This is a genomic window from Paracoccus sp. NSM (genome assembly GCF_052379855.1).
Lineage (GTDB): Bacteria > Pseudomonadota > Alphaproteobacteria > Rhodobacterales > Rhodobacteraceae > Paracoccus.
Map to the genome: position 1 here is coordinate 39,694 of NZ_JBQTCG010000012.1, position 20,201 is coordinate 59,894.

At 67.4% G+C, this 20,201-nt stretch carries 16 protein-coding genes; 12 read left to right on the forward strand and 4 right to left on the reverse strand.

Annotated features, from left to right (window positions below):
• The first annotated feature begins 94 nt into the window (after positions 1-94).
• The 9 genes from ACTZWU_RS14345 (at position 95) to ACTZWU_RS14385 (ending at position 13,036) form a co-directional block, all read left to right on the forward strand.
• Entirely contained in the window at positions 95-2,389 is a 2,295-nt protein-coding gene (locus ACTZWU_RS14345) for a glycosyl hydrolase family 28-related protein (protein ID WP_444738042.1), read from the forward strand.
• Positions 2,390-2,461: 72 nt separating this feature from the next.
• Entirely contained in the window at positions 2,462-4,012 is a 1,551-nt protein-coding gene (locus ACTZWU_RS14350) for a SulP family inorganic anion transporter (protein ID WP_444738043.1), read from the forward strand.
• A 179-nt stretch (positions 4,013-4,191) separates the two neighbouring features.
• Positions 4,192-6,147: an acetate--CoA ligase gene (acs, locus tag ACTZWU_RS14355; protein ID WP_444738044.1), complete on the forward strand. Its 1,956-nt coding sequence runs from the start codon at positions 4,192-4,194 to the stop codon at positions 6,145-6,147.
• Between the two features lie 120 nt (positions 6,148-6,267).
• Entirely contained in the window at positions 6,268-6,525 is a 258-nt protein-coding gene (locus tag ACTZWU_RS14360; protein ID WP_444738045.1) for a DUF4212 domain-containing protein, read from the forward strand.
• A 13-nt stretch (positions 6,526-6,538) separates the two neighbouring features.
• Positions 6,539-8,350, forward strand: a complete 1,812-nt coding sequence (locus ACTZWU_RS14365; protein WP_444738046.1) for a sodium:solute symporter family protein — start codon at positions 6,539-6,541, stop codon at positions 8,348-8,350.
• Positions 8,351-8,416: 66 nt separating this feature from the next.
• Positions 8,417-10,225 (forward strand): DUF294 nucleotidyltransferase-like domain-containing protein, encoded by a 1,809-nt coding sequence (locus ACTZWU_RS14370; RefSeq protein ID WP_444738047.1) that lies wholly within the window; start codon positions 8,417-8,419, stop codon positions 10,223-10,225.
• Positions 10,222-10,722: a hypothetical protein gene (locus tag ACTZWU_RS14375; protein ID WP_444738048.1), complete on the forward strand. Its 501-nt coding sequence runs from the start codon at positions 10,222-10,224 to the stop codon at positions 10,720-10,722. Before ACTZWU_RS14370 ends, ACTZWU_RS14375 begins: the two co-directional genes overlap by 4 nt.
• Complete coding sequence (locus tag ACTZWU_RS14380) at positions 10,722-11,093, forward strand: response regulator transcription factor (RefSeq protein ID WP_444738049.1); 372 nt, start codon at positions 10,722-10,724, stop codon at positions 11,091-11,093. Before ACTZWU_RS14375 ends, ACTZWU_RS14380 begins: the two co-directional genes overlap by 1 nt.
• A complete protein-coding gene (locus tag ACTZWU_RS14385) occupies positions 11,087-13,036 on the forward strand; it encodes an exonuclease domain-containing protein (protein WP_444738050.1) in 1,950 nt (649 codons plus the stop codon). The genes ACTZWU_RS14380 and ACTZWU_RS14385 overlap by 7 nt, the downstream gene beginning before the upstream one ends.
• A 3-nt stretch (positions 13,037-13,039) precedes the next feature.
• On the opposite strand, the gene ACTZWU_RS14390 is transcribed toward ACTZWU_RS14385, so the two are convergent.
• The 3 genes from ACTZWU_RS14390 to trpA form a co-directional block, all read right to left on the reverse strand.
• Positions 13,040-13,780, reverse strand: coding sequence for a TerB family tellurite resistance protein (locus tag ACTZWU_RS14390; protein WP_444738051.1), 741 nt, complete (start codon positions 13,778-13,780; stop codon positions 13,040-13,042).
• Positions 13,781-13,846: 66 nt separating this feature from the next.
• Positions 13,847-14,347, reverse strand: a complete 501-nt coding sequence (locus ACTZWU_RS14395; protein WP_444738052.1) for a GNAT family N-acetyltransferase — start codon at positions 14,345-14,347, stop codon at positions 13,847-13,849.
• Positions 14,344-15,141, reverse strand: a complete 798-nt coding sequence (trpA, locus tag ACTZWU_RS14400; protein ID WP_444738053.1) for a tryptophan synthase subunit alpha — start codon at positions 15,139-15,141, stop codon at positions 14,344-14,346. The genes ACTZWU_RS14395 and trpA overlap by 4 nt, the downstream gene beginning before the upstream one ends.
• A gap of 133 nt (positions 15,142-15,274) precedes the next feature.
• Between trpA and ychF the strand changes: the two genes are divergently transcribed.
• The gene (ychF, locus tag ACTZWU_RS14405; protein WP_444738054.1) at positions 15,275-16,372 is read left to right on the forward strand and encodes a redox-regulated ATPase YchF; all 1,098 of its coding nucleotides are present in this window, start codon (positions 15,275-15,277) and stop codon (positions 16,370-16,372) included.
• Positions 16,373-16,857: 485 nt separating this feature from the next.
• The gene (locus tag ACTZWU_RS14410; RefSeq protein WP_444738055.1) at positions 16,858-18,414 is read left to right on the forward strand and encodes a helicase HerA-like domain-containing protein; all 1,557 of its coding nucleotides are present in this window, start codon (positions 16,858-16,860) and stop codon (positions 18,412-18,414) included.
• An 18-nt stretch (positions 18,415-18,432) separates the two neighbouring features.
• On the opposite strand, the gene ACTZWU_RS14415 is transcribed toward ACTZWU_RS14410, so the two are convergent.
• A complete protein-coding gene (locus tag ACTZWU_RS14415) occupies positions 18,433-18,780 on the reverse strand; it encodes a DUF6477 family protein (RefSeq protein WP_444738056.1) in 348 nt (115 codons plus the stop codon).
• 213 nt (positions 18,781-18,993) lie between these two features.
• Between ACTZWU_RS14415 and ACTZWU_RS14420 the strand changes: the two genes are divergently transcribed.
• Positions 18,994-20,148: a DUF6456 domain-containing protein gene (locus tag ACTZWU_RS14420; RefSeq protein ID WP_444738057.1), complete on the forward strand. Its 1,155-nt coding sequence runs from the start codon at positions 18,994-18,996 to the stop codon at positions 20,146-20,148.
• Positions 20,149-20,201 lie beyond the last annotated feature (53 nt).

Below are 20,201 nucleotides of genomic sequence, written 5' to 3' on the forward strand. Positions count from 1 at the left end.
TTCAGCCCCCGTTAACCTTTCATCAACTATTTCCTTACCGGAACGCAGGCCCGCCAGATGCAGGTCCGCCGCCACCGGACAAGGGAGACAGCCGATGAACATCGCAATCACGAACGGGCTCTTGCTGATGCCGCCCGCCTTTCGCGCGGGCCTTGCCGCCTGGTCGCGCGGCAACGGGACGCCCGGCAGCCCGACCTGGGCCACCGCGGACAATGCCGCGATCGTGCCGGCTGACCAGGATTTCGGCGCCTGTCTCGAAGTGCTCAAGCAGCAGACCACGACCAGCATCCGTTTCATGGGCGAGACGCCGATGATCCCCGGCGTCTATCTGCGCATCTCGGCGCGGATCAAGGCGGTGGCGGGCGCTCTGGCCAGCGCACGCATCGGCGCCTTTGCGGGCGACGGCCAGCGCAATGCCGTGACCGGCCTCACGCTGACGGGCCCGACCGTGGCGCTGCAATCCTATGGCGAGGTGGTCGAGGTCTCGGCCATTGTCGGCGTGGGTTCACGCAGCGGCGTGGACATGAGCTGGGGCACGCGCCCCGTCTATGGTCATTTCGGCCTCGACCTTGTCGGGGCCAATGGCGGCGCCTTCCGGATCGAGAGCGTCCGGATCGAGGACATCACCTCGGCCTTCGTCCCTTCGCTGCTCGATTGGGTTGATGTCCGCGACTTCGGCGCGGTGGGCGACGGCGTGACCAATGACCGCGCGGCCTTCATCGCGGCGGATAATGCGGCGGGTGGCGGCTCGATCCTGGTCCCCGACGGCAATTTCCTCATCTCGGGCGATCTGTCGATCAACAGCCCGATCCGCTTCAAGGGGCGCCTCGTCACCCCGCCCGAAACCCGCATCGCGCTTCTGCAAAGCTTTGATTTCCCGACCTATGCCGATGCCTTCAAGGACGAGACGCTCGGCATGAAAAAGGCGCTGCAGGCGCTTCTGGGCTTCACCGACCACATCTCGCTGGACCTGCGCGGCCGCCGTGTTGATCTGGACGAGCCGCTGATCATGGCCGATATCGCGCCCGCGCTCGAGGCGTTCTCGAACCGGCGGGTGATTCAGAACGGCTCGATCCAGGCCAAGCCGGGACCGGCGTGGACGACCGGGCGCTGGACCAGTGTGGCGACCTATGCCCCCACGAACCCCTTGACGCTGACCAATGTGGCGAACGTCGCCGCCATCGAAATCGGCAGCCGCGTCATCGGCAATGGCGTCGGGCGCGAGGTCTATGTCCGCGCCAAGAACGTCTCGGCGCGCACCATCACCTTGTCGCAGCCCCTGTTCGGCGGTGCGGCGACGCGCACCTACAGCTTTGAGCGCTACCGCTACCTGTTCGACTTTTCGGGACTGCGCGAACTCAGCCGGCTGAACTTCGTCAATGTCGATTTCGGCTGCGACCGGATCTCCAGCGGCGTCCTGTTGTCTCCGGGCGGTGAGATGATCCAGTTCACGGGCTGCTACTTCACCCGCCCGCTGGACCGGGGGATCACCTCGATCGGGCGCGGCTGCCAGGATCTGCTGGTGGATAATTGCCAGTTCCTGTCGAACGACATGGACCTGCCCGCCCAGCAGCGCACCACCGTGGCGATCAACGTCAACGCCAATGACATCAAGATCCGCAACAACCGCTTCGTCCGCTTCGCGCATTTCCTGGTGGCCAATGGCGGCGGTCATATCATCAGCGGCAATCACTGGTTCCAGGGCGACGGCTCGGGCGAGGGGCTGCGCTTTGCCGGTCTGGTCCTGACCCAGCCCAACGTCCAGACCACGGTCAGCGGCAATTACATCGACAACGCCTCGATCGAGTGGACGAACGAACACAGCGCGGTGCCGAACTTCACCGGGCAGGAATTCAGCTTCGGCGGCCTCACGCTGACCGGCAACACGTTCCTCTGTTCGAACACGGTGCCATGGTTCACCTGGCTGGTCGTGAAGCCCTACGGGACAGGCCATTTCATCCAGGGGCTGAACGTGGTGGGCAACGTCTTCAAGGCGCTGTTCGGCAATATCGAGCGCATCGACCGGGTGGACACCTCAATCGCCGACCTGAACTACGGCGCGATGCGGAACGTGCAATTCGAGGCGAACACCTTCAACGGGGTGAACACCTATGTGGCCAATCCCCTGATGATTCAGTATAATCAGAACAGCGTCAGCAATAACTGGACCCTGCCGGCCATCAATGGGCTGCCCTTCCAGGGCTGGGCGCGTTCGGTTCAGTCCGTGATCAACGAGACCGCGCTGATCAACGGCACCGGTCAGAGGGTGGATGCCGCACCTCATGTCCAGGTCGAGATCGGCTCGACCCGGCGCCAGATCCGGCTGAGCTGGGCGCAGCAGGTGCGCGGGCGGGTCTGCATCTATGCACGGATGGACCGTCCGCAATAGAGCCCGCCGCATGATGCGTTGACAAGCCGCGCGCCCCTTTCGATGCTGCACGCGTCGCGCATGGGGGACAGGATGCGCTATCGGCCCGCATTTCTTGATCTTTCGCCCGGCCTGAAGGACCTTCAGGCCGGGCTGACCGTTGCCATCGTGGCGCTACCCCTGTCGCTGGCCATTGCCATCGCCAGCGGCGTGCCGCCCGACCGGGGGCTTGTCACCGCCATTGTCGGCGGCTTTCTGGTCAGCGCGCTTGGTGGCACGCGCCACCAGATCGGAGGACCGGCGGGCGCCTTCATCGTGCTGGTCTCGGCCTGCGTCTCGGCCATCGGGATCGAGGGGCTGATCCTGGCGACCTGCCTCTCGGGGATCATGCTGGCGGTGCTTGGCGCGCTGAGGCTTGGCGGCGCGATCCGCTTCGTGCCCTATCCGGTGATTCTGGGCTTCACGGCGGGGATCGCGGTCATCATCGCGGCCAGCCAGCTGGGCGATCTGCTGGGCATCCGGGGCGCGGGGCATGGCGGGCTGCCGCAGATGCTGGCGGGCCTTTGGGCCGCGCGAGCGCAGTTCCAGCCGGGCGCGCTGGCGCTGGCGGTGCTGACGGTCGGCACGATCTGGGCCGCGCAGCGTTTCGTGCCCCGGCTGCCGTCGCTGCTGATGGGCGTGGGCGCCGCGACCCTGGCCGCGCAATTCATCCCGGCCGAGACCATCCTCGACCGCTTCGGCGTTCTGCCCGCGGGCCTGCCGCTGCCGCAACTGCCGCAGATCACCCTTGATGCCGTCATGGCCGCCTTGCCCTTTGCCATCGGCTTCGCGCTGCTGGGCGCCATCGAATCGCTGCTGTCGGCGATGGTGGCCGATCAGATGTCGGGCAGTCGGATGCGGCCCAATGACGAATTGCTGGGGCAGGGGCTGGCCAATTTCGGGGCGGGGCTGTTCGGCGGCTTCTGCACGACCGGCACCATCGCCCGCACCGCGACCAATGTGAAGGCGGGCAGTCGCGGCCCCTTGTCAGGCATGATCCATGCGGGGTTGCTTCTGGTCTTTCTTATCTTCGCAGGGCCGCTGATGGGGGCGATCCCGCTGGCGGGGCTGGCGGGTTTGCTGATGGTCGTCAGCTGGAAGATGATCGAATGGCACGCGATCCGCGCCCTTCTCCGCATCGACCGGGCCGAGGCCGGCGTGGCGGGCCTGACCTTCCTGACGGTCATCCTGGGCGATCTGGTCACCGGGATCATCACGGGAACGGCGCTGTCGGGGCTGCTGTTCATCGCGCGCATGGCGCAGGACGGCGATGCCAGCCCGGTGCCGCAACCGCCCGATCAGGCCCGCGAGGGCGAGATGATCCTGCGCCTGTCGGGGCCGCTTTTCTTCGCCTCGGTCGCCCGGATCGAGCGGGTTCTGGACCGCATCCCGGAACAGCCGCGCCTGCTGATGCTGGACCTGTCCGGCGTCAGCCTGTTCGACCAGAGCGGCGCGCAGATGCTGGCCGAATTGTCGCGCAGGGTCGCCCGACGCGGGGGCCATGTGGCCGCGATCGGGGTGCTGCCGCAGCTGCGCGGCCTTCTGCCGCCCGACCTGCCCCATGCGGAGGACCTGACCGAGGCTCGACGCCTCGCGCGGTTGTGAACAATTTACCAAAGCCAGCGCTTTTCGGTCAATTTATTTACAAAAAAATCGTTAAAAGAAAAGGGCTTAACTTTAAGACCTGTTTGTGATTAACATATCCCTCGATAGCGGCTGGCGCGGCGTGCTGATCTTGGATCGCACCGCACCGGCCCGTGGCAGCGCTATGAGGAGGGGATGTCATGAGCTCTGAAATCGTGTCGAAACACGCAATTCCGCAGGGGTTCGACGATGCCCATGTCGGCCCGGCGGATTATGCCCGTCTCTATGCCGAATCGATCAACGACCCCGAGGCGTTCTGGGGCCGCGAGGGCAAGCGGCTGGACTGGATGACCCCCTATACCAAGGTGAAGAACACCGATTTCACCCTGGGTCAGGTCAGCATCAAGTGGTTCGAGGACGGCGTGCTGAACGCCAGCGTGAACTGCATCGACCGCCATCTGGCCAACCGCGCCGACCAGACCGCGATCATCTTCGAGCCCGATGATCCCAAGACGCCCGCCCAGCACATCACCTATGCCCAGCTGTCCGAAAGCGTGAACCGCTTCGCCAATGTCCTGCTGAGCCAGGGCGTGATGCGCGGCGACCGCGTGGTGATCTATCTGCCGATGATCCCCGAGGCCGCCTATGCGATGCTGGCCTGCGCGCGGATCGGCGCGATCCATTCCATCGTCTTCGCGGGCTTCTCGCCCGACGCGCTGGCCAACCGCATCAACGATTGCGGCGCCAAGGTCGTGATCACCGCCGACACCGCGCCGCGCGGTGGCCGCCGCACCGCGCTGAAGTCGAACACCGACGCGGCGCTGCTGCATTGCTCGGACAAGGTGCGCTGCCTCGTCGTCAAGCACACGGGCGACCAGACCACCTGGGTCGAGGGCCGCGACATCGACGTCAAGGAACAGATGAAGCATGTCAGCCCCGACTGCCCGCCGCGGCCGATGGGGGCCGAGGATCCGCTGTTCATCCTCTACACCTCGGGTTCGACCGGCAAGCCGAAGGGCGTCGTCCACACCACCGGCGGTTATCTCTGCTATGCCGCGATGACCCATCAGATGGTCTTCGACTACAAGGAAGGCGATGTCTTCTGGTGCACCGCCGATGTGGGCTGGGTCACGGGTCACAGCTACATCATCTACGGCCCGCTTGCGAATGGCGCGACCACGCTGATGTTCGAGGGCGTGCCCACCTGGCCTGATGCCGGCCGCTTCTGGGAGGTCTGCGCCAAGCACAAGGTCACGCAGTTCTACACCGCCCCCACCGCGATCCGTTCGCTGATGGCCAAGGGGACCGAGCCGGTCGAGGCGCATGACCTCTCCAGCCTGCGGATTCTCGGCACGGTCGGCGAGCCGATCAACCCCGAGGCCTGGAACTGGTACAACGACAATGTCGGCAAGGGCCGCTGCCCGATCGTGGACACCTGGTGGCAGACCGAGACCGGCGGCCACCTGATCACGCCCTTGCCCGGCGCGGTGGAAACCAAGCCCGGCTCGGCCACCCTGCCGTTCTTCGGCGTCAAGCCGGTCGTGCTGGACCCGTCCACCGCCGAGGTGCAGGACGGCAACGGGGTCGAGGGTGTGCTCTGCATCGGCGACAGCTGGCCCGGCCAGATGCGCACGCTCTGGGGCGATCATGCCCGCTTCGAAGAGGCTTATTTCCAGCAATATCCGGGCTATTACTTCACCGGGGACGGCTGCCGCCGCGACGAGGACGGCTATTACTGGATCACCGGCCGGGTCGATGACGTGATCAACGTCTCGGGTCACCGGATGGGCACCGCCGAGGTCGAAAGCGCCCTCGTCGCGCATGAAAAGGTCGCCGAGGCCGCCGTGGTCGGCTATCCGCATGCCGTCAAGGGGCAGGGCATCTACGCCTATGTCACCCTGATGAACGGCGTCGAGCCGACCGAGGAACTGCGCGCCGAGCTTGAGAAATGGGTCCGCACCGAAATCGGCCCCATCGCCAAGCCGGACCTGATCCAATGGGCGCCCGGCATGCCCAAGACCCGCTCGGGCAAGATCATGCGCCGCATCCTGCGCAAGATCGCCGAGAACGATTACGGCTCGCTTGGCGACATCTCGACGCTGGCCGAGCCCGAGGTCGTCGACGACCTCATCGCTAACCGCATGAATCGCGGCTGACATAAAGGGCCGGGCGCGACCAGCGCCCGGCCCGTCGCGCGACGGGCCACCGCCAGCCCATCGCGCGGGACTGCCAGAGCGGACAAGCAACATGTCTGAACAGGGGAGGGACCGAAGGACATGAGTGACAGAACATCTTCAAATGCCTATTGGCAGGCGAACCTCAGGATCATCTATATCTGCATCGCCATCTGGGCCGTCGTGTCCTATGGCTTCGCGATCCTGCTTCGCCCCCTGCTGGCCTCGATCCCGATCGGTGGCACCGATCTGGGGTTCTGGTTCGCGCAGCAGGGATCGATCCTCATCTATATCGTGCTGATCTTCTGGTACACGGCACGGATGAACAAGCTCGACGCCGAGCACGGCGTGGACGAGTGAGGGACCAAGGCACATGACTCAGTTCACTCTCAACCTCATCGTGATCGGCATGAGCTTCGCGCTCTATATCGGGATCGCGATCTGGGCCCGCGCGGGCTCCACCGCCGAGTTCTACGCCGCCAACCGCGGCGTCGGCCCCGTCACCAATGGCATGGCCACCGCGGCCGACTGGATGTCGGCGGCCTCGTTCATCTCGATGGCCGGTCTGATCGCCTTCACGGGCTATGACAACTCGACCTTCCTGATGGGCTGGACCGGCGGCTACGTTCTGCTGGCGCTGCTTCTGGCGCCCTATCTGCGGAAATTCGGCAAGTTCACCGTGCCGGAATTCATCGGCGACCGCTTCTATTCGTCCAGCGCCCGCATCATCGGCGTGATCTGTCTGCTGATCATCTCGATCACCTATGTGATCGGCCAGATGACCGGCGTGGCCGTGACCTTCGCGCGCTACCTGGAAGTGTCGAACTCGACCGGTCTGTGGATCGGCGCGGCGCTGGTCTTCATGTATGCGGTTCTCGGCGGCATGAAGGGCATCACCTACACGCAGGTGGCGCAGTACATCGTGCTGATCACCGCCTACACGATCCCCGCGATCTTCATCTCGCTGTCGCTGACCGGCAACTTCCTGCCGCCGCTTGGCCTGTTCAGCACGCATGACGCTTCGGGGATGGCCTTCCTGGCCAAGCTGGACCAGCTGGTCACCGATCTGGGCTTCCGCAGCTATACCGGGCACCACCGTTCGACCCTCGACATGGTGCTGTTCACGCTGGCGCTGATGATCGGCACCGCGGGCCTGCCGCATGTCATCATCCGCTTCTTCACCGTGCCGAAAGTGTCCGACGCCCGCAAATCCGCAGGCTGGGCGCTGGTCTTCATCGCGCTGCTCTACACCGTCGCTCCGGCGGTCGGCTCGATGGCCCGCTTCAACCTGACCTCGACCATGTGGCCGGGCGCCACCTCGGGCGAGACCTTCAGCCAGCCGGCCGTCTCGCTCGATGCGATCGCGACCTCGCCCGAACTGCAATGGATGCGGAACTGGCAGGTCACGGGTCTTCTGAACTGGGAAGACAAGAACGGCGACGGCATGATCCAGTACTACAACGAAGCCGGTGCCGCCAATGAACCCCTCGCCTCGGTCATCGCCGAGCAGGGCCTGGTCGGCAACGAACTGACCACCGTCAACAACGACATCATGGTTCTGGCCAACCCGGAAATCGCCAACCTGCCGGGCTGGGTCGTCGCCATCGTGGCGGCGGGCGGTCTGGCTGCGGCGCTGTCGACGGCGGCGGGTCTGCTGCTGGCGATCTCGGGCGCGGTGTCGCATGACCTGATCAAGGGCACGCTTGCCCCGAACATCAGCGAAAAGACCGAGCTTCTGGTGGCCCGCATCTCGATGGCCTTCTCGATCCTGGTCGCGACGCTGTTGGGTCTGAACCCGCCGGGCTTTGCGGCGCAGACGGTGGCGCTGGCCTTCGGTCTGGCGGCCAGCTCGATCTTCCCGGTCCTGATGATGGGCATCTTCGTGAAGCGCATCAACAAGCACGGCGCGATCTGGGGCATGATCGCGGGCATGGCGACGACGATCGTCTACATCTTCGTCTACAAGGGCTGGTTCTTCATCGCCGGCACCAACATGCTGCCCGACACCCCCGACGCCTGGCTGTTCGGCATCTCGCCGGCCTCCTTCGGTGTGATCGGCGCGCTGATCAACTTCATCGTCGCCTTCCTCGTCTCGAACATGACCGAGGAAACCCCGGCCGAAGTGCAGGAACTGGTCGAATCGATCCGTATCCCGCGCGGCGCCGGTGCGGCGGTCTCGCACTGATCCCGACATCGCCGCGTCCCTTCGGGGGCGCGGCATCCCGCACTCTGTCAGCAGGTGACCCGGCCGATGCCCGATATCGCAGATTTCATCGCCACGGTTCACCCCTATGACGCCCTGCCTCGGGACGAGCTGGCGCGTGTCGCCGGTTCCTTCAGCCGCAGGGATTTCACGGCCGGAACCGTGATCTACCAGCATGGCGAGCCCCTTTCGGGCCTGTATCTGATCCGGCACGGCAAGGTCTCGGTGACGGATCGCAACGGCGACAGCGTCTCGCAGCTGGGGCCGCGCAATTCCTTCGGAGAACGCGGCCTTCTGCGCGACGGCGTGGCCGTGACCAGTGCCACCGCCGAGACAGACTGCACCGTGCTGCTGCTGCCCCGGGCCGAATTGCGGCGCCTGATCGCGGAACACCGGGCGGTGGCGCGGTTCTTTGACCGCGGGCGTGGCGCGGTCGATCGCGGCGCCGAGGTGGCGACGCTGAAGGTGGGCGAGCTGATGTCCGCCCGCGCCCTGTCCTGCACCCCCGACACACCGATCATCGAGGCCGCCCGGCTGATGCGCGACGCCCATGCCTCGAGCCTCGGGATCTGCGAGGGGGGGCGTCTGGTCGGGCTGGTCACGATCCGCGACATGTCGAACCGCGTGGTCGCCGAAGGCCGCGACATGCGCCATCCTGTCCGCGAGGTGATGACCGAGGGGCCTGTGACCCTGGCGCCGACCGCGCTTGGCTATGACGTGCTGAACATCATGCTGGAGCGCCGCATCAGCCACCTGCCCGTGGTCGAGGATGGCCGCTTTCTGGGCATGATCAGCCAGACCGACCTGACGCGGGTGCAGGCGATCTCGGCGGCGGCGCTGATCCGCGAGGTGGCGGGTGCCGAGGCGGTCAGCCAGATGGCCCGCGTGACGGCCCGCATTCCCGAATTGCTGCTGCAACTGGTCAACGCCCATCAGCGCCACGAGATCATCACCCGGATGATCACCGACATCGCCGACGCGGTGACGCGCCGCCTGATCGCGCTGGCCGAGGCGCGGCTGGGGCCCGCGCCCGCCGCCTGGTGCTGGGCGGCCTGCGGCAGTCAGGGGCGGCAGGAACAGACCGGCGTCAGCGACCAGGACAATTGCCTGATTCTCGCGCCGGGCGCCGATCCCGCCCATCCGTGGTTTCGTGACATGGCCCGCATGGTCAGCGAGGGTCTGGATGCCTGCGGCTACATGTTCTGCCCCGGCGACATGATGGCGACCAATCCGCGCTGGTGTCAGCCGCTGGAGGTCTGGCAGGGCTATTTCAGCGACTGGATCGCCCATCCCTCGCCCGAGGCGCAGATGCTGTCCTCGGTCATGTTCGACCTGCGCGCGATTGCGGGCACCGAGACGCTGCTGTCTGAATTGCAGGCGGGCACGCTGGACATGGCGGCGCGCAATTCGATCTTTGTCGCGCATATGGTGTCGAACTCGCTCAAGCACCGGCCGCCGCTCGGGCTGATCGGGGGCTTTGCGACGATCCGCTCGGGCGAGCATCGCCACCATATCGACATGAAGCATAACGGCGTCGTGCCGGTCGCCGATCTGGCGCGGGTCTATGCGCTGCAGGGGCGGATCGCCGCCGTGAACACCCGCGCCCGGCTGGAGGATGCCGAAACGCGCGGCATCGTATCCGCCTCGGGGGGGCGGGATCTTGTCGCAGCCTATGACATGATCCAGACCGTCAGGCTGGAGAACCAGGCGCAATTGATCAAGGCCGGGCGCAAGCCCGACAATTACCTGTCGCCCGCGGATCTTCCGGACTTTCAGCGCAGCCATCTGCGCGACGCCTTCGTGGTGGTCCGGTCGATGCAGTCGGCGGTGGGACACGGAAAGGGAATGCTGGGATGACCGGGATCGGGGCTGATATTCTGGGCGTGATCGCCGTGGGCATCGGGATGGCGGCGGTGCTTTATGCGGGGCTTCACGCCGCCCGCAAGGCCGGGCTGAAGCCCGCGCCCTGGCTGATGCCCGCCGGGATCGGCGCTGCGATGGTGCTGTATTCGGTCTGGAACGATTACGCCTGGCTGCCGCGCGCGGTGGATCGCCTGCCCGCCGGAACGCATGTGCTGATGGTCGGCGAGGCGACCCAGATCTGGGCGCCCTGGACCTATCTGGTGCCGGTCGGCGTGCGGTTTGCCGCCCTCGACCCTTCGACCGTGACCGAGGGCGAGGATGGCCAGCGCCGCGCCCAGATCATGCTGTTCGAGCGTCGCGGCCAGACCGTGATCGTGCCGCAGGAATTCGATTGCGCGGGTGGTCTGATCCGCCCTGCGCGCGGCGACTGGGCGCCTGCGCCCGGCGACGATCCGGCATTTGCCGCGGTCTGCGGCGGTCAGGGGGGGTGATGGCCGATATTCTGGTGATCGAAGACGAGGACAACATCGCCGTGGCGCTGGACTTCCTGCTGACGCGGGACGGCCACAGCCATGCGCGGATGGCGACCGGGGCGGGCGCGGTAGCACGCATCCGCGAAACCCATCCCGACCTGGTGCTGCTGGACGTGATGCTGCCCGACGTGTCCGGCTATCAGATCGTGCAGGATGTCCGCGCCGATCCGGCGCTGGCCGATGTGCGGGTGCTGATGATGACGGCGCGCGGCTCGGTCGTCGAGCGGCGCAAGGGCATGGCGCTTGGCGCCGACGGCTTCATCGCCAAACCCTTCGAACTGGCCGAGCTGCGGTCCGAGATGGCGCGGCTGCTCGACAAGCCATGCTAGGCGGTCTGTCGCTGCGGCTGCGGGTCCTGTTGATGTTCGCGGGGCTTGCAGCGGGGGCCATGGCGCTGCTGGCGGCGGCGCTGTGGCTGGCCTATGCGCGGATGGCGGCGCAGGGCGTGGCGCAGGCGCAGATGCTGGACGGGCTGATCCAGGGGGGTCTGGTCGCGGGCTTCGGGATGCTGGGGGGCATCACCGGGCTGTGGTATCTCTTTGACCGCAACATGGCCCGCCCGATCGAGACGCTGGCAGGGGGGTTGCGGACCGGGCAGGCACCCGATCTGGCCGAGGCGCGCTATCTGGCCGATCTGGGCCCCGCCGCACGCGAGGCCGCAATGGCGCGGGCGGCCTCGGCCGAGGCACTGGCCGAGGCGATCCAGGACCACGCCGCCGATCTGGCGCGGGAAAAGGCGGCGCTGGAATCCATCCTCGCCGATTTCGGCGCGGGCGCGGTCATCACCGACCGTCAGGGGAGGGTGCTGTTCTACAACGCCTCGGCCGCGCGGCTTTTGCCGGGGCTGGCGCTGGATCGGCCGCTGGACCGCCATCTGCGCCGCGGCGCGCTGGATGCGGCCGAGGCGCGGCTGGGTTCGGGCGCGGCGGCGACCGACCTCATCTGCCTGACCGCCGAGGGGTCTCGCCTGTCGGGCCGGATGCGCCGGGTCGATGACGGCACATTGCTGATCCTGCGCGACCGCCCGGCCGAGCGCCCCGCGCCGCGCGGCACGCTGGAGACGCTGCGCCGCCATGCCGCCACGCTGGTGCCGATGCTGGACGCGCTGGACGGGCCGATCCCGCCCGAACTGGCCCGTGCAATCCGGGACGAGGGGCAGGGGCTGGCCCTTGCCACCCGCCAGCTGTCCGACATTCTGGCGGGCGATGCACCGGGCGGCGTCGCCGGGCTGGACGAGCTGGGGTCCGGCATCGCGCTCATGCCCGATCTGCCGCGCCTGCGCTTTCAGGCCGAGGCGGGGCCGGTCAACGCGCTTCTGCGTGACCTCGACGCGCGGCTGCGCGGAATGGGCCTCACGCCCAGCCTTGGCGTGCAACCCGCCGAGGCCGGAGAGGCGGGGCTGATCCTTGAATGGCAGGGCGCGCCCCTTGGCATGGACATGCTGGAAGGCTGGCTGGCCGAGGCGCCCGATCAGGGCCAGCCCGACCTGTCGGGGGCCGAGATCCTGGCCAGTCACGGCACCGGCATCTGGCCCGAAAGCGACAAGGGCTTGGCACGGCTGGTCCTGCCCTTGCGGTTGGCGGTCTGGCGTGACGAAGGTTCGGGCGTGACCTATGATTTCGCGCTGGCGACGCGTGGCGTGGCCTCCAGCAGACTTGCCGACCTGACCTGCGTGGTCTTCGACACCGAAACCACCGGGCTGACCGACAATGACCGCATCGTGCAGATCGCGGGGCTGCGGATCGCGCGCGGCCGCCTGACCGGCGAGCGGTTCGAGACGCTGGTTCATCCGGGCCGGCCGATTCCGCCCGCCTCGACCGCGATCCACGGCATCACCGACGAGATGGTCGCCGACGCCCCCGACATGAGCGCCGCGCTGACCGCGTTCCACCACTTCGCCGAAGGCGCGGTGCTGATCGCGCATAACGCGCCCTTCGACATGGGCTTCCTGCGCCGGGCCGCGCCCGAGACGGGGGCGCATTTCGACAATCGCGTGCTGGATACGGTGCTGCTGTCGGCGATGGTCTGGGGGCAATCGGCGACGCATTCGCTGGACGCGCTGACCGAACGGCTGGGCATCACCATCCCGCCCGAGGATCGCCACACCGCGATGGGCGACACGATCGCCACGGCCGAAGCCTTCCTGCGCCTGATCCCCGCGCTGGAGGCCAAGGGGATCGAGCGTTTCGAAGAGGCCGTGGCCGAGGCGCGCCGCCATCGCCGCCTGATCGGGGATGCCAACCATCCGGCATCGGTTGGGGCGACTGCCTGAAGGTCAGGCCGTCTGCTGCGGCAGCGCCTGATGCATGGCGCGGAAATTCTCCCACGCCTCGTTCAGGCGGCGGGTGCGGGCCTCGGCCAGCCGGATCGCCTCGGGCGGCAGGCCGCGCGCGATGGCGCGGTCGGGATGGGCCTCGATGATGAGCTGGCGCCAACGCTTGCGCGCCTCGGGCAGGGGTGTGTCGATGGCGATGCCCAGAACCTCGCAGGGGGGGCAACCGGCCTGCGGGTCGTGGCGGGCGCGGATCTCGGCCAGACGCTGCGCGGGAATGGCGAAGATGCGCGCGACCTCGTCCAGAAAGACGATCTCGGCCTGATGCAGCGCGCCATCGGCGACGGCGATGATGAACAGGCCTTCGATCACATCCTCAAGCACGGGATCGCCGGGTGCGAACATCGCGGCCATCTTGCGCGCCCAGGCGTCGAAGCCCGCCACATCCTGCCGCGCCAGATCAAAGACGCGGGCGGCGTTCTTTTCCTCGGAGCGCGGGATGATGAAGACGCGCCGGAAGGCCGCGACCTCGGACCGCGCGACGGTGCCGTCGGCCTTGGCCAGCTTGGCGCCAAGCGCGATCACCGCGATGGTGAACGCGACCGAGCGTTCACGCGGCGTCGCGGGACGGCTGGTCCAGAGAAACGCGACCACGCGATCCGCGATCCGCTGCCAGAAGCTGCGGGGCGCGGGAAGATCGGGGCAGGGACCATTGCAGGTCAGAGGGTTGTCGCAACATTCCATGCGTCGATGTTAGCGCCCCTTGCCGCGCAGCGATAGGGGCGCAATGTCGCCGCGCCGGCCCCTGCGTCAAGTCGCCGGGAACAGGTCCTTGCCCATCAGCACAAGGTCATGGAACTGCCCGAATTTCCAGCCCGCCGCCGGGATGCGGCCCCATTCGCGGTAGCCCGCCGCCGCGTGAAAGGCCAGCGAGCCCGCATTCGAGCCGGTGATGCCCCCGATCATCAGGCGGTGGCCCGCCGCGCGGGCGTGATCCTCGACCGCAGTCAGCAGGGTGCGGCCGAGGCCCTTGCCGCGCGCCTCGGGGGCCAGATGGATCGTGTGCTCCATGCTGCGCGCATAGCCCGCGCCGCCCCGGAACTGGCCATAGGTGGCGAAACCGATGACCCGCCCGGCATCCTCGGCCAGAAGAAAGGCGTGACCGGTGCTGGCGCGGTCGGCGATGATCGCGGCGATCTCGGCCTCGCTGCGTTCGGTCGGCCAGAAGGTGATCGCGGTGTCGCGGATGATCGGGTTCCAGATCGCCCCGACCGCGCCTGCGTCATCGGGGCGGGCGGCGCGCAGCATCATCCGCGATGGGCGCCTTCGGCCAGGGCCGCGACGAAGCCGAGGATTTCGGGCACGGGCCGCCCCTCGCCGATCTGCTTGACGATGGCGCTGCCCACGACGCAGCCATCGGCCACCGAGGCGATGGCCTGCGCCGCATCCGGCGTCGAGATGCCGAAGCCCACGACCACGGGCAGCCCGGCGGCGGCGCGGATGCGGGCGACCTCGGGGGCGACCTCGGCGGCATTGGCGGCCGGTCCGCCGGTGATGCCCGTGACGCTGACGTAATAGACGAAGCCCGATGTGTTGCGGACGACGGCAGGCAGGCGGCGGTCATCGGTCGTGGGCGTCGCCAGCCGGATGAAGTTCAGCCCCGCGCGCGATGCGGGCAGGCACAGTTCGTCATCCTCTTCGGGGGGCAGGTCCACGACGATGAGGCCGTCGATCCCGGCCTCGACCGCCTCGGCCAGAAAGCCCTCGACCCCGCCGGGGCGGGCATAGATCGGGTTGTAATAGCCCATCAGCACGATGGGCGTCGTGTCGTCGTCCTTGCGGAAGGCGCGCACCATGTCCAGCGTGCGCGAGACGCTGCCGCCCGCCGCCAGCGCCCGCTGACCCGCCGCCTGGATCGTGGGACCGTCGGCCATCGGATCGGTGAAGGGCATACCCAGTTCGATGATATCCACACCCGCGCCGGGCAGGCCGCGCATGATCTCGAGCGCCGTGTCCTGATCGGGGTCGGTCGCCATCATGTAGGCGACGAACGCTTTTTTCCCCTGCGCTTTCAACGTCTCGAAACGCGTGTCGATTCTGGTCATCACCGCCCCCGTCTGGCCTTTGCGCCAGCACTAGCCGCCTTGGCCGCGCAGCGCAATGCGCGCAGGCTGGACTTGCCTGCGCGGGCCGCGTAACAGACCCGCGGATTTCAGGCTTTGGAAAAGGGGCGCGCAGATGGGCTTTCGCATGGGGATCGTCGGGCTGCCGAATGTGGGCAAGTCCACTTTGTTCAACGCGCTGACGCGCACCGCCGCCGCGCAGGCCGCGAACTTCCCCTTTTGCACCATCGAGCCCAATGTGGGCGAGGTCGCCGTCCCCGATCCGCGTCTGGACAAGCTGGCCGCCATCGCCGCCAGCAAGCAGATCATCCCGACGCGCATCACCTTTGTCGATATCGCGGGCCTGGTGAAGGGCGCCAGCAAGGGCGAGGGGCTGGGCAACCAGTTCCTGGCCAATATCCGCGAGGTTGACGCCATCGCCCATGTGCTGCGCTGCTTCGAGGATGGCGACATCACCCATGTCGAGGGTCGCGTGGACGCGCTGGCCGATGCCGAGGTGATCGAGACCGAGCTGATGATCGCCGACATGGAATCGATCGAGCGCCGTCTGGCGAACCTCGCGCGCAAACTGAAGGGCGGCGACAAGGATGCCGCCCAGCAGGAGGTCTTGCTGAAACGCGCGCTGGCCGCGCTGGAGGATGGCCGCCCCGCCCGCACCGTCGAGGTGGCCGAGGATGACCGCAAGGCTTGGAACATGCTGCAATTGCTGACCTCGAAGCCGGTGCTCTACGTCTGCAACGTCGCCGAAAGCGACGCCGCAGAAGGCAATGCCATGTCCGAAAAGGTCCGCGAGATGGCCGAGGCGCAGGGTGCGGGCCATGTCGTCATTTCCGCCCGGATCGAGGAAGAGATCAGCCAGCTCGACACCGAAGAGGCGCAGATGTTCCTGGCCGAGATGGGCTTGGACGAGGCGGGTCTGGACCGTCTGATCCGCGCGGGCTACGGCCTGCTGGGGCTTCAGACCTATTTCACCGTCGGCCCCAAGGAGGCTCGCGCCTGGACCATCACCCGCGGCACGCTGGCCCCGCAGGCGGCGGGCGTGATCCACGGCGATTTCGAACGCGGCTTCATCCGGGCCGAGACCATCGCCTATGAGGATTACGTCGCCGGCAATGGCGAGGCCGGCGCCCGCGAGGCCGGCAAGCTGCGCGTCGAGGGCAAAAGCTACGAGGTCAAGGACGGCGACGTCCTGCACTTCCTCTTCAACGCCTGATTCTCCGATTCGCGGACCCCGAATCGAGTGCGGCGGCGGCGCCATTCGCGCCGCCTTTTGCATGTGCAAATCAACGCGATTTCGGGCCTTCACAGGCCCGTCACGCGGCTGTCACCCACCGATTACACTGCGAAAATAGAAAAAGGCCGCAGCCTTTTGTCGCTGCGGCCCCTTGCGCAGTTTTCCTGCACAGGCTCCCTGCCGGACTGGCCGGTCATCATTGGTCGCAACGCTAATCGTGCCACGCCTTCACGTCAACATCCGATAGAGCCGTCCGGCGGTCGTGACGGGTGGTCGTGACAGGTCTCGGCCCCGCGATGGAAAAAGGCCGCGCCCGAAGGCGCGGCAGTCCAACAGGGAGGAAGGTTCGAGGCACGGCACGCGACCCCGAACGACTCAACCATGACATGAAAAAGTTAATCTTGTCTTGCCTTGTCGCGCGTTGCGTGCAGGCTTGCGGAAATTTGCTGTTGAATGGTGTGGTGATGCGGTCAGTGCTGGATCTTGAGGCAGGCAGCATTTTTGTGGGCGGCTGCGGCCACGATCGCGGAACCCCCGAGGCGCTGCTGCTGCGGCAGGCGAACCGCCACGGGCTGATCGCGGGCGCGACGGGCACTGGCAAGACGGTGACCTTGCAGACCTTGGCGGAAAGCCTGTCCCTGGCGGGCGTGCCGGTCTTTCTGGCCGATGTGAAGGGCGATCTGGGCGGCATGTCGCATCCCGGTGATCCGGCGGGCAAGCTGCACGGCGCCTTTGCCGCGCGGGCCGAACAGATCGGCATGGCGCTGGATTACCAGCCGATGCCGGTCGTCTTCTGGGATGTCTGGGGCGAAAGCGGCCATCCGGTCCGGACCACCCCGGCCGAGATGGGGCCGCTGCTTCTGTCCCGGCTTCTGGGCCTGACTTCGGTGCAGGAAGGGGTGCTGAACATCGCCTTTCGCGTGGCCGACGAAGAAGGGCTGCCGCTGCTGGATCTGAAGGATCTGCAGGCGATGCTGCTCTGGGTGGGGCAGAACGCCTCGGACCTGTCGCTGCGTTACGGCAATGTCAGCGCCGCCAGCGTGGGCGCGATCCAGCGCGCGCTTCTGGTGCTGGAGGGCGAGGGCGGCGACCGGCTGTTCGGGGAACCGGCGTTGGCGTTGTCGGACCTGATGCGCTGCGATGCGTCGGGACGGGGGGTCGTGAACATCCTCTCGGCCGAGCGGCTGATGAACGCGCCGCGTCTTTATGCGACCTTCCTGCTGTGGCTTCTGTCCGAGCTTTTCGAGCAGCTGCCCGAGATCGGCGATCCGGACAAGCCTCGCATGGCCTTCTTCTTCGACGAGGCGCATCTGCTGTTCAGCGACGCGCCCAAGGCGCTGATCGACAAGGTCGAGCGTGTCGCCCGGCTGATCCGGTCCAAGGGCGTCAGCGTCTGGTTCATCAGCCAAAGCCCGACCGACATTCCCGACCCGGTCCTGTCGCAGCTTGGCAATCGCGTCCAGCACGCCCTGCGCGCCTTTACCGCGCGCGACCAGAAGGCCCTGCGCGACGCGGCGCAGAACTACCGCCCGAACCCAGAATTCGACATCGCCGAGGCGATCCAGCAGGTCGGCACCGGCGAGGCCGTCACCTCGTTCCTTCAGGCCAAGGGCCAGCCCGGCATCGCGCAGCGCACGCTGATCCGCCCGCCGCTGAGCCGTCTCGGGCCGATCTCGGCCCAGGAGCGCGCCGCGCTGATGGCGCAATCGGGGATGGGACCGCGCTATGATCGCGGCATCGACCGCGATTCCGCGCACGAGATTCTGGCCCGCCGCACCGCCGAGGCGGCAGCGGCCGCGGCCGAAGCCGCGCGCGATGGGGCAGAGGATACCGGGTCCGAGTTCCGACAGGCGCGGCGTTATCAGCCGGGGTCCGCGAAACCGGCATCGTCGCGCAAGGCCTCGTCGCGCAGCGACAGCATCGTCGAGACCTTCGGCAAAAGCCTTGCCCGCCAGCTTGGGACCAAGGGCGGGCAGGCGCTGGTGCGCGGCATCCTGGGTTCGCTGACCCGGCGCCGCTGAGGGTTCAGGGCCAAGGGCTCAGGGCCGCGCGGCCAGCAAGGGTGCGGGCGCGGCCTCGATCGCGGCCTTCATCTCGGCGAGGATGGCGATCATCAACAGCACGTGGCGTTGCAGCGGGTAATCCGCCGCGGCGTTCAGGCGCATGTTGTTCAGCACGGCCTCTTCGGCGCGCAGCCGCGGCAGGCAGGCGCCCGGCCGGGGGCAATTATCCAGCCGCAGAAGCCGCGCCAGATCACGGTCGCGCCGCCAATGGCGTTGCCCTTCGCGGGCGGCGCGGATCAGCAGGCGCGGGCGGCGCAGCGAGGTCTCGGGGCTGCGGGCCGGAAAGGGGATGACATTGTCCGGGCGGCTGAGGGATGCGGTCATGGCGTGATCCTCGTTGATGCGACGGGATCAGCTTCACACAACCTGAACGAGTGTTGCCAAAACCTTGATCGCAGCGCGCGCCCCCGCAAGGTTTCTTTAGGGTTTGTTAGGGAATGTTGCTTCTACGTGCAGAAACGCTCCGTTAACCAAAACGGAAAAATGCAACCCAGGGTGGTTACTGCCGGACCGCTCAAGGATGACAAGGGAAGTGACATGACGATATTGACCGGTGATTTCGCACTTGGCGCCAGCGCGGCGGAGCACCGTGAGGCAAAGCAGGCGGCCCCGGCCTGCCCATCCGCGCCGGGCGACGATCTGGCGCTGGATGCACAGCTTTACCTGCGCCATGTCGAGAATGGCGAGGCGATCCGCGCCCTGGCCCGCGAGGCGGGCTGCCATGCCTCGACCATCCTGCGCCGCATCCGCCGGTTCGAGGCCCGGCGCGACGATCCGCTGGTCGATGGCGCGCTGGCCAAGGCGCCGGATGCGCCCTCGTTTGATGAAAGGCAGGCGCTTCGCATCCTGCGCCGCCTGTCCGAGGCAGGCGCGGTCATGGTCTCGGCGGCGGGGATGGAGAAGGCCATCGTCAGCCGCGACGACATCCGCACCGCCGTCCTGGACCGCGCTTTGGCCGAAGAGATGGCCCTGCGCGGCTGGGTCGTGCAATCGGGGCAGGGCGGTCGATTGTCGCGATACGTGCTGGCCCCGGCCGGGCGCGACGCGCTGCGCCGGATGCTGCGCTCGCCCCGCCAGCGCGACGCCGTGCCGGGACCAGGCTCTTTCTGCGACGCCAGCCCCGTGGAACGCCTGCCGGGGGAAAGCGCGATGGCCGAGGCCGCGGCCCCGTTCGATCACGCCGAAAGCCACCGCGTCTGGGAGGATCGAACCATCCGCGACCCCGAGGATGACAGCCGCAGGCGCGTCCGCGTCAACATCGCCGAATCCCCCCTTCTGCTGCTCGCGCGGCGGCGCGATGGTAACGGGCAGGCCTTTCTGACGCCGGGCATGGTGGCGGCCGGTGAACGTCTGCGCGAAGATTTCGAACTGGCGCAGATGGGGCCGCGCGTCACGCAGAACTGGGACGGCTTCATGACGGCGGGCATCGACGTCTCGCGGCAGGGTGGTGGCGCGCATCGCGGCGGCTCGGACAGCGCGCGCGACCGGGTGGCGCTGGCGCTGCGTGATCTGGGGCCGGGCATGGGCGACATCGTGCTGCGCGTCTGCTGTTTCCTTGAGGGGATCGAGATGACCGAGCGTCGTCTGGGCTGGTCGGCGCGGTCGGGCAAGATCGTGCTGCGCCTCGCGCTGATGCGGCTGGAACGCCATTACGCCGAGACCTATGGCAAGGGGGCGCCGCTGATCGGTTGAGCCTGCCCACCCCGCGCGATAAGCTGGCATGGCGCGCGCCCCTTTGGTCGATC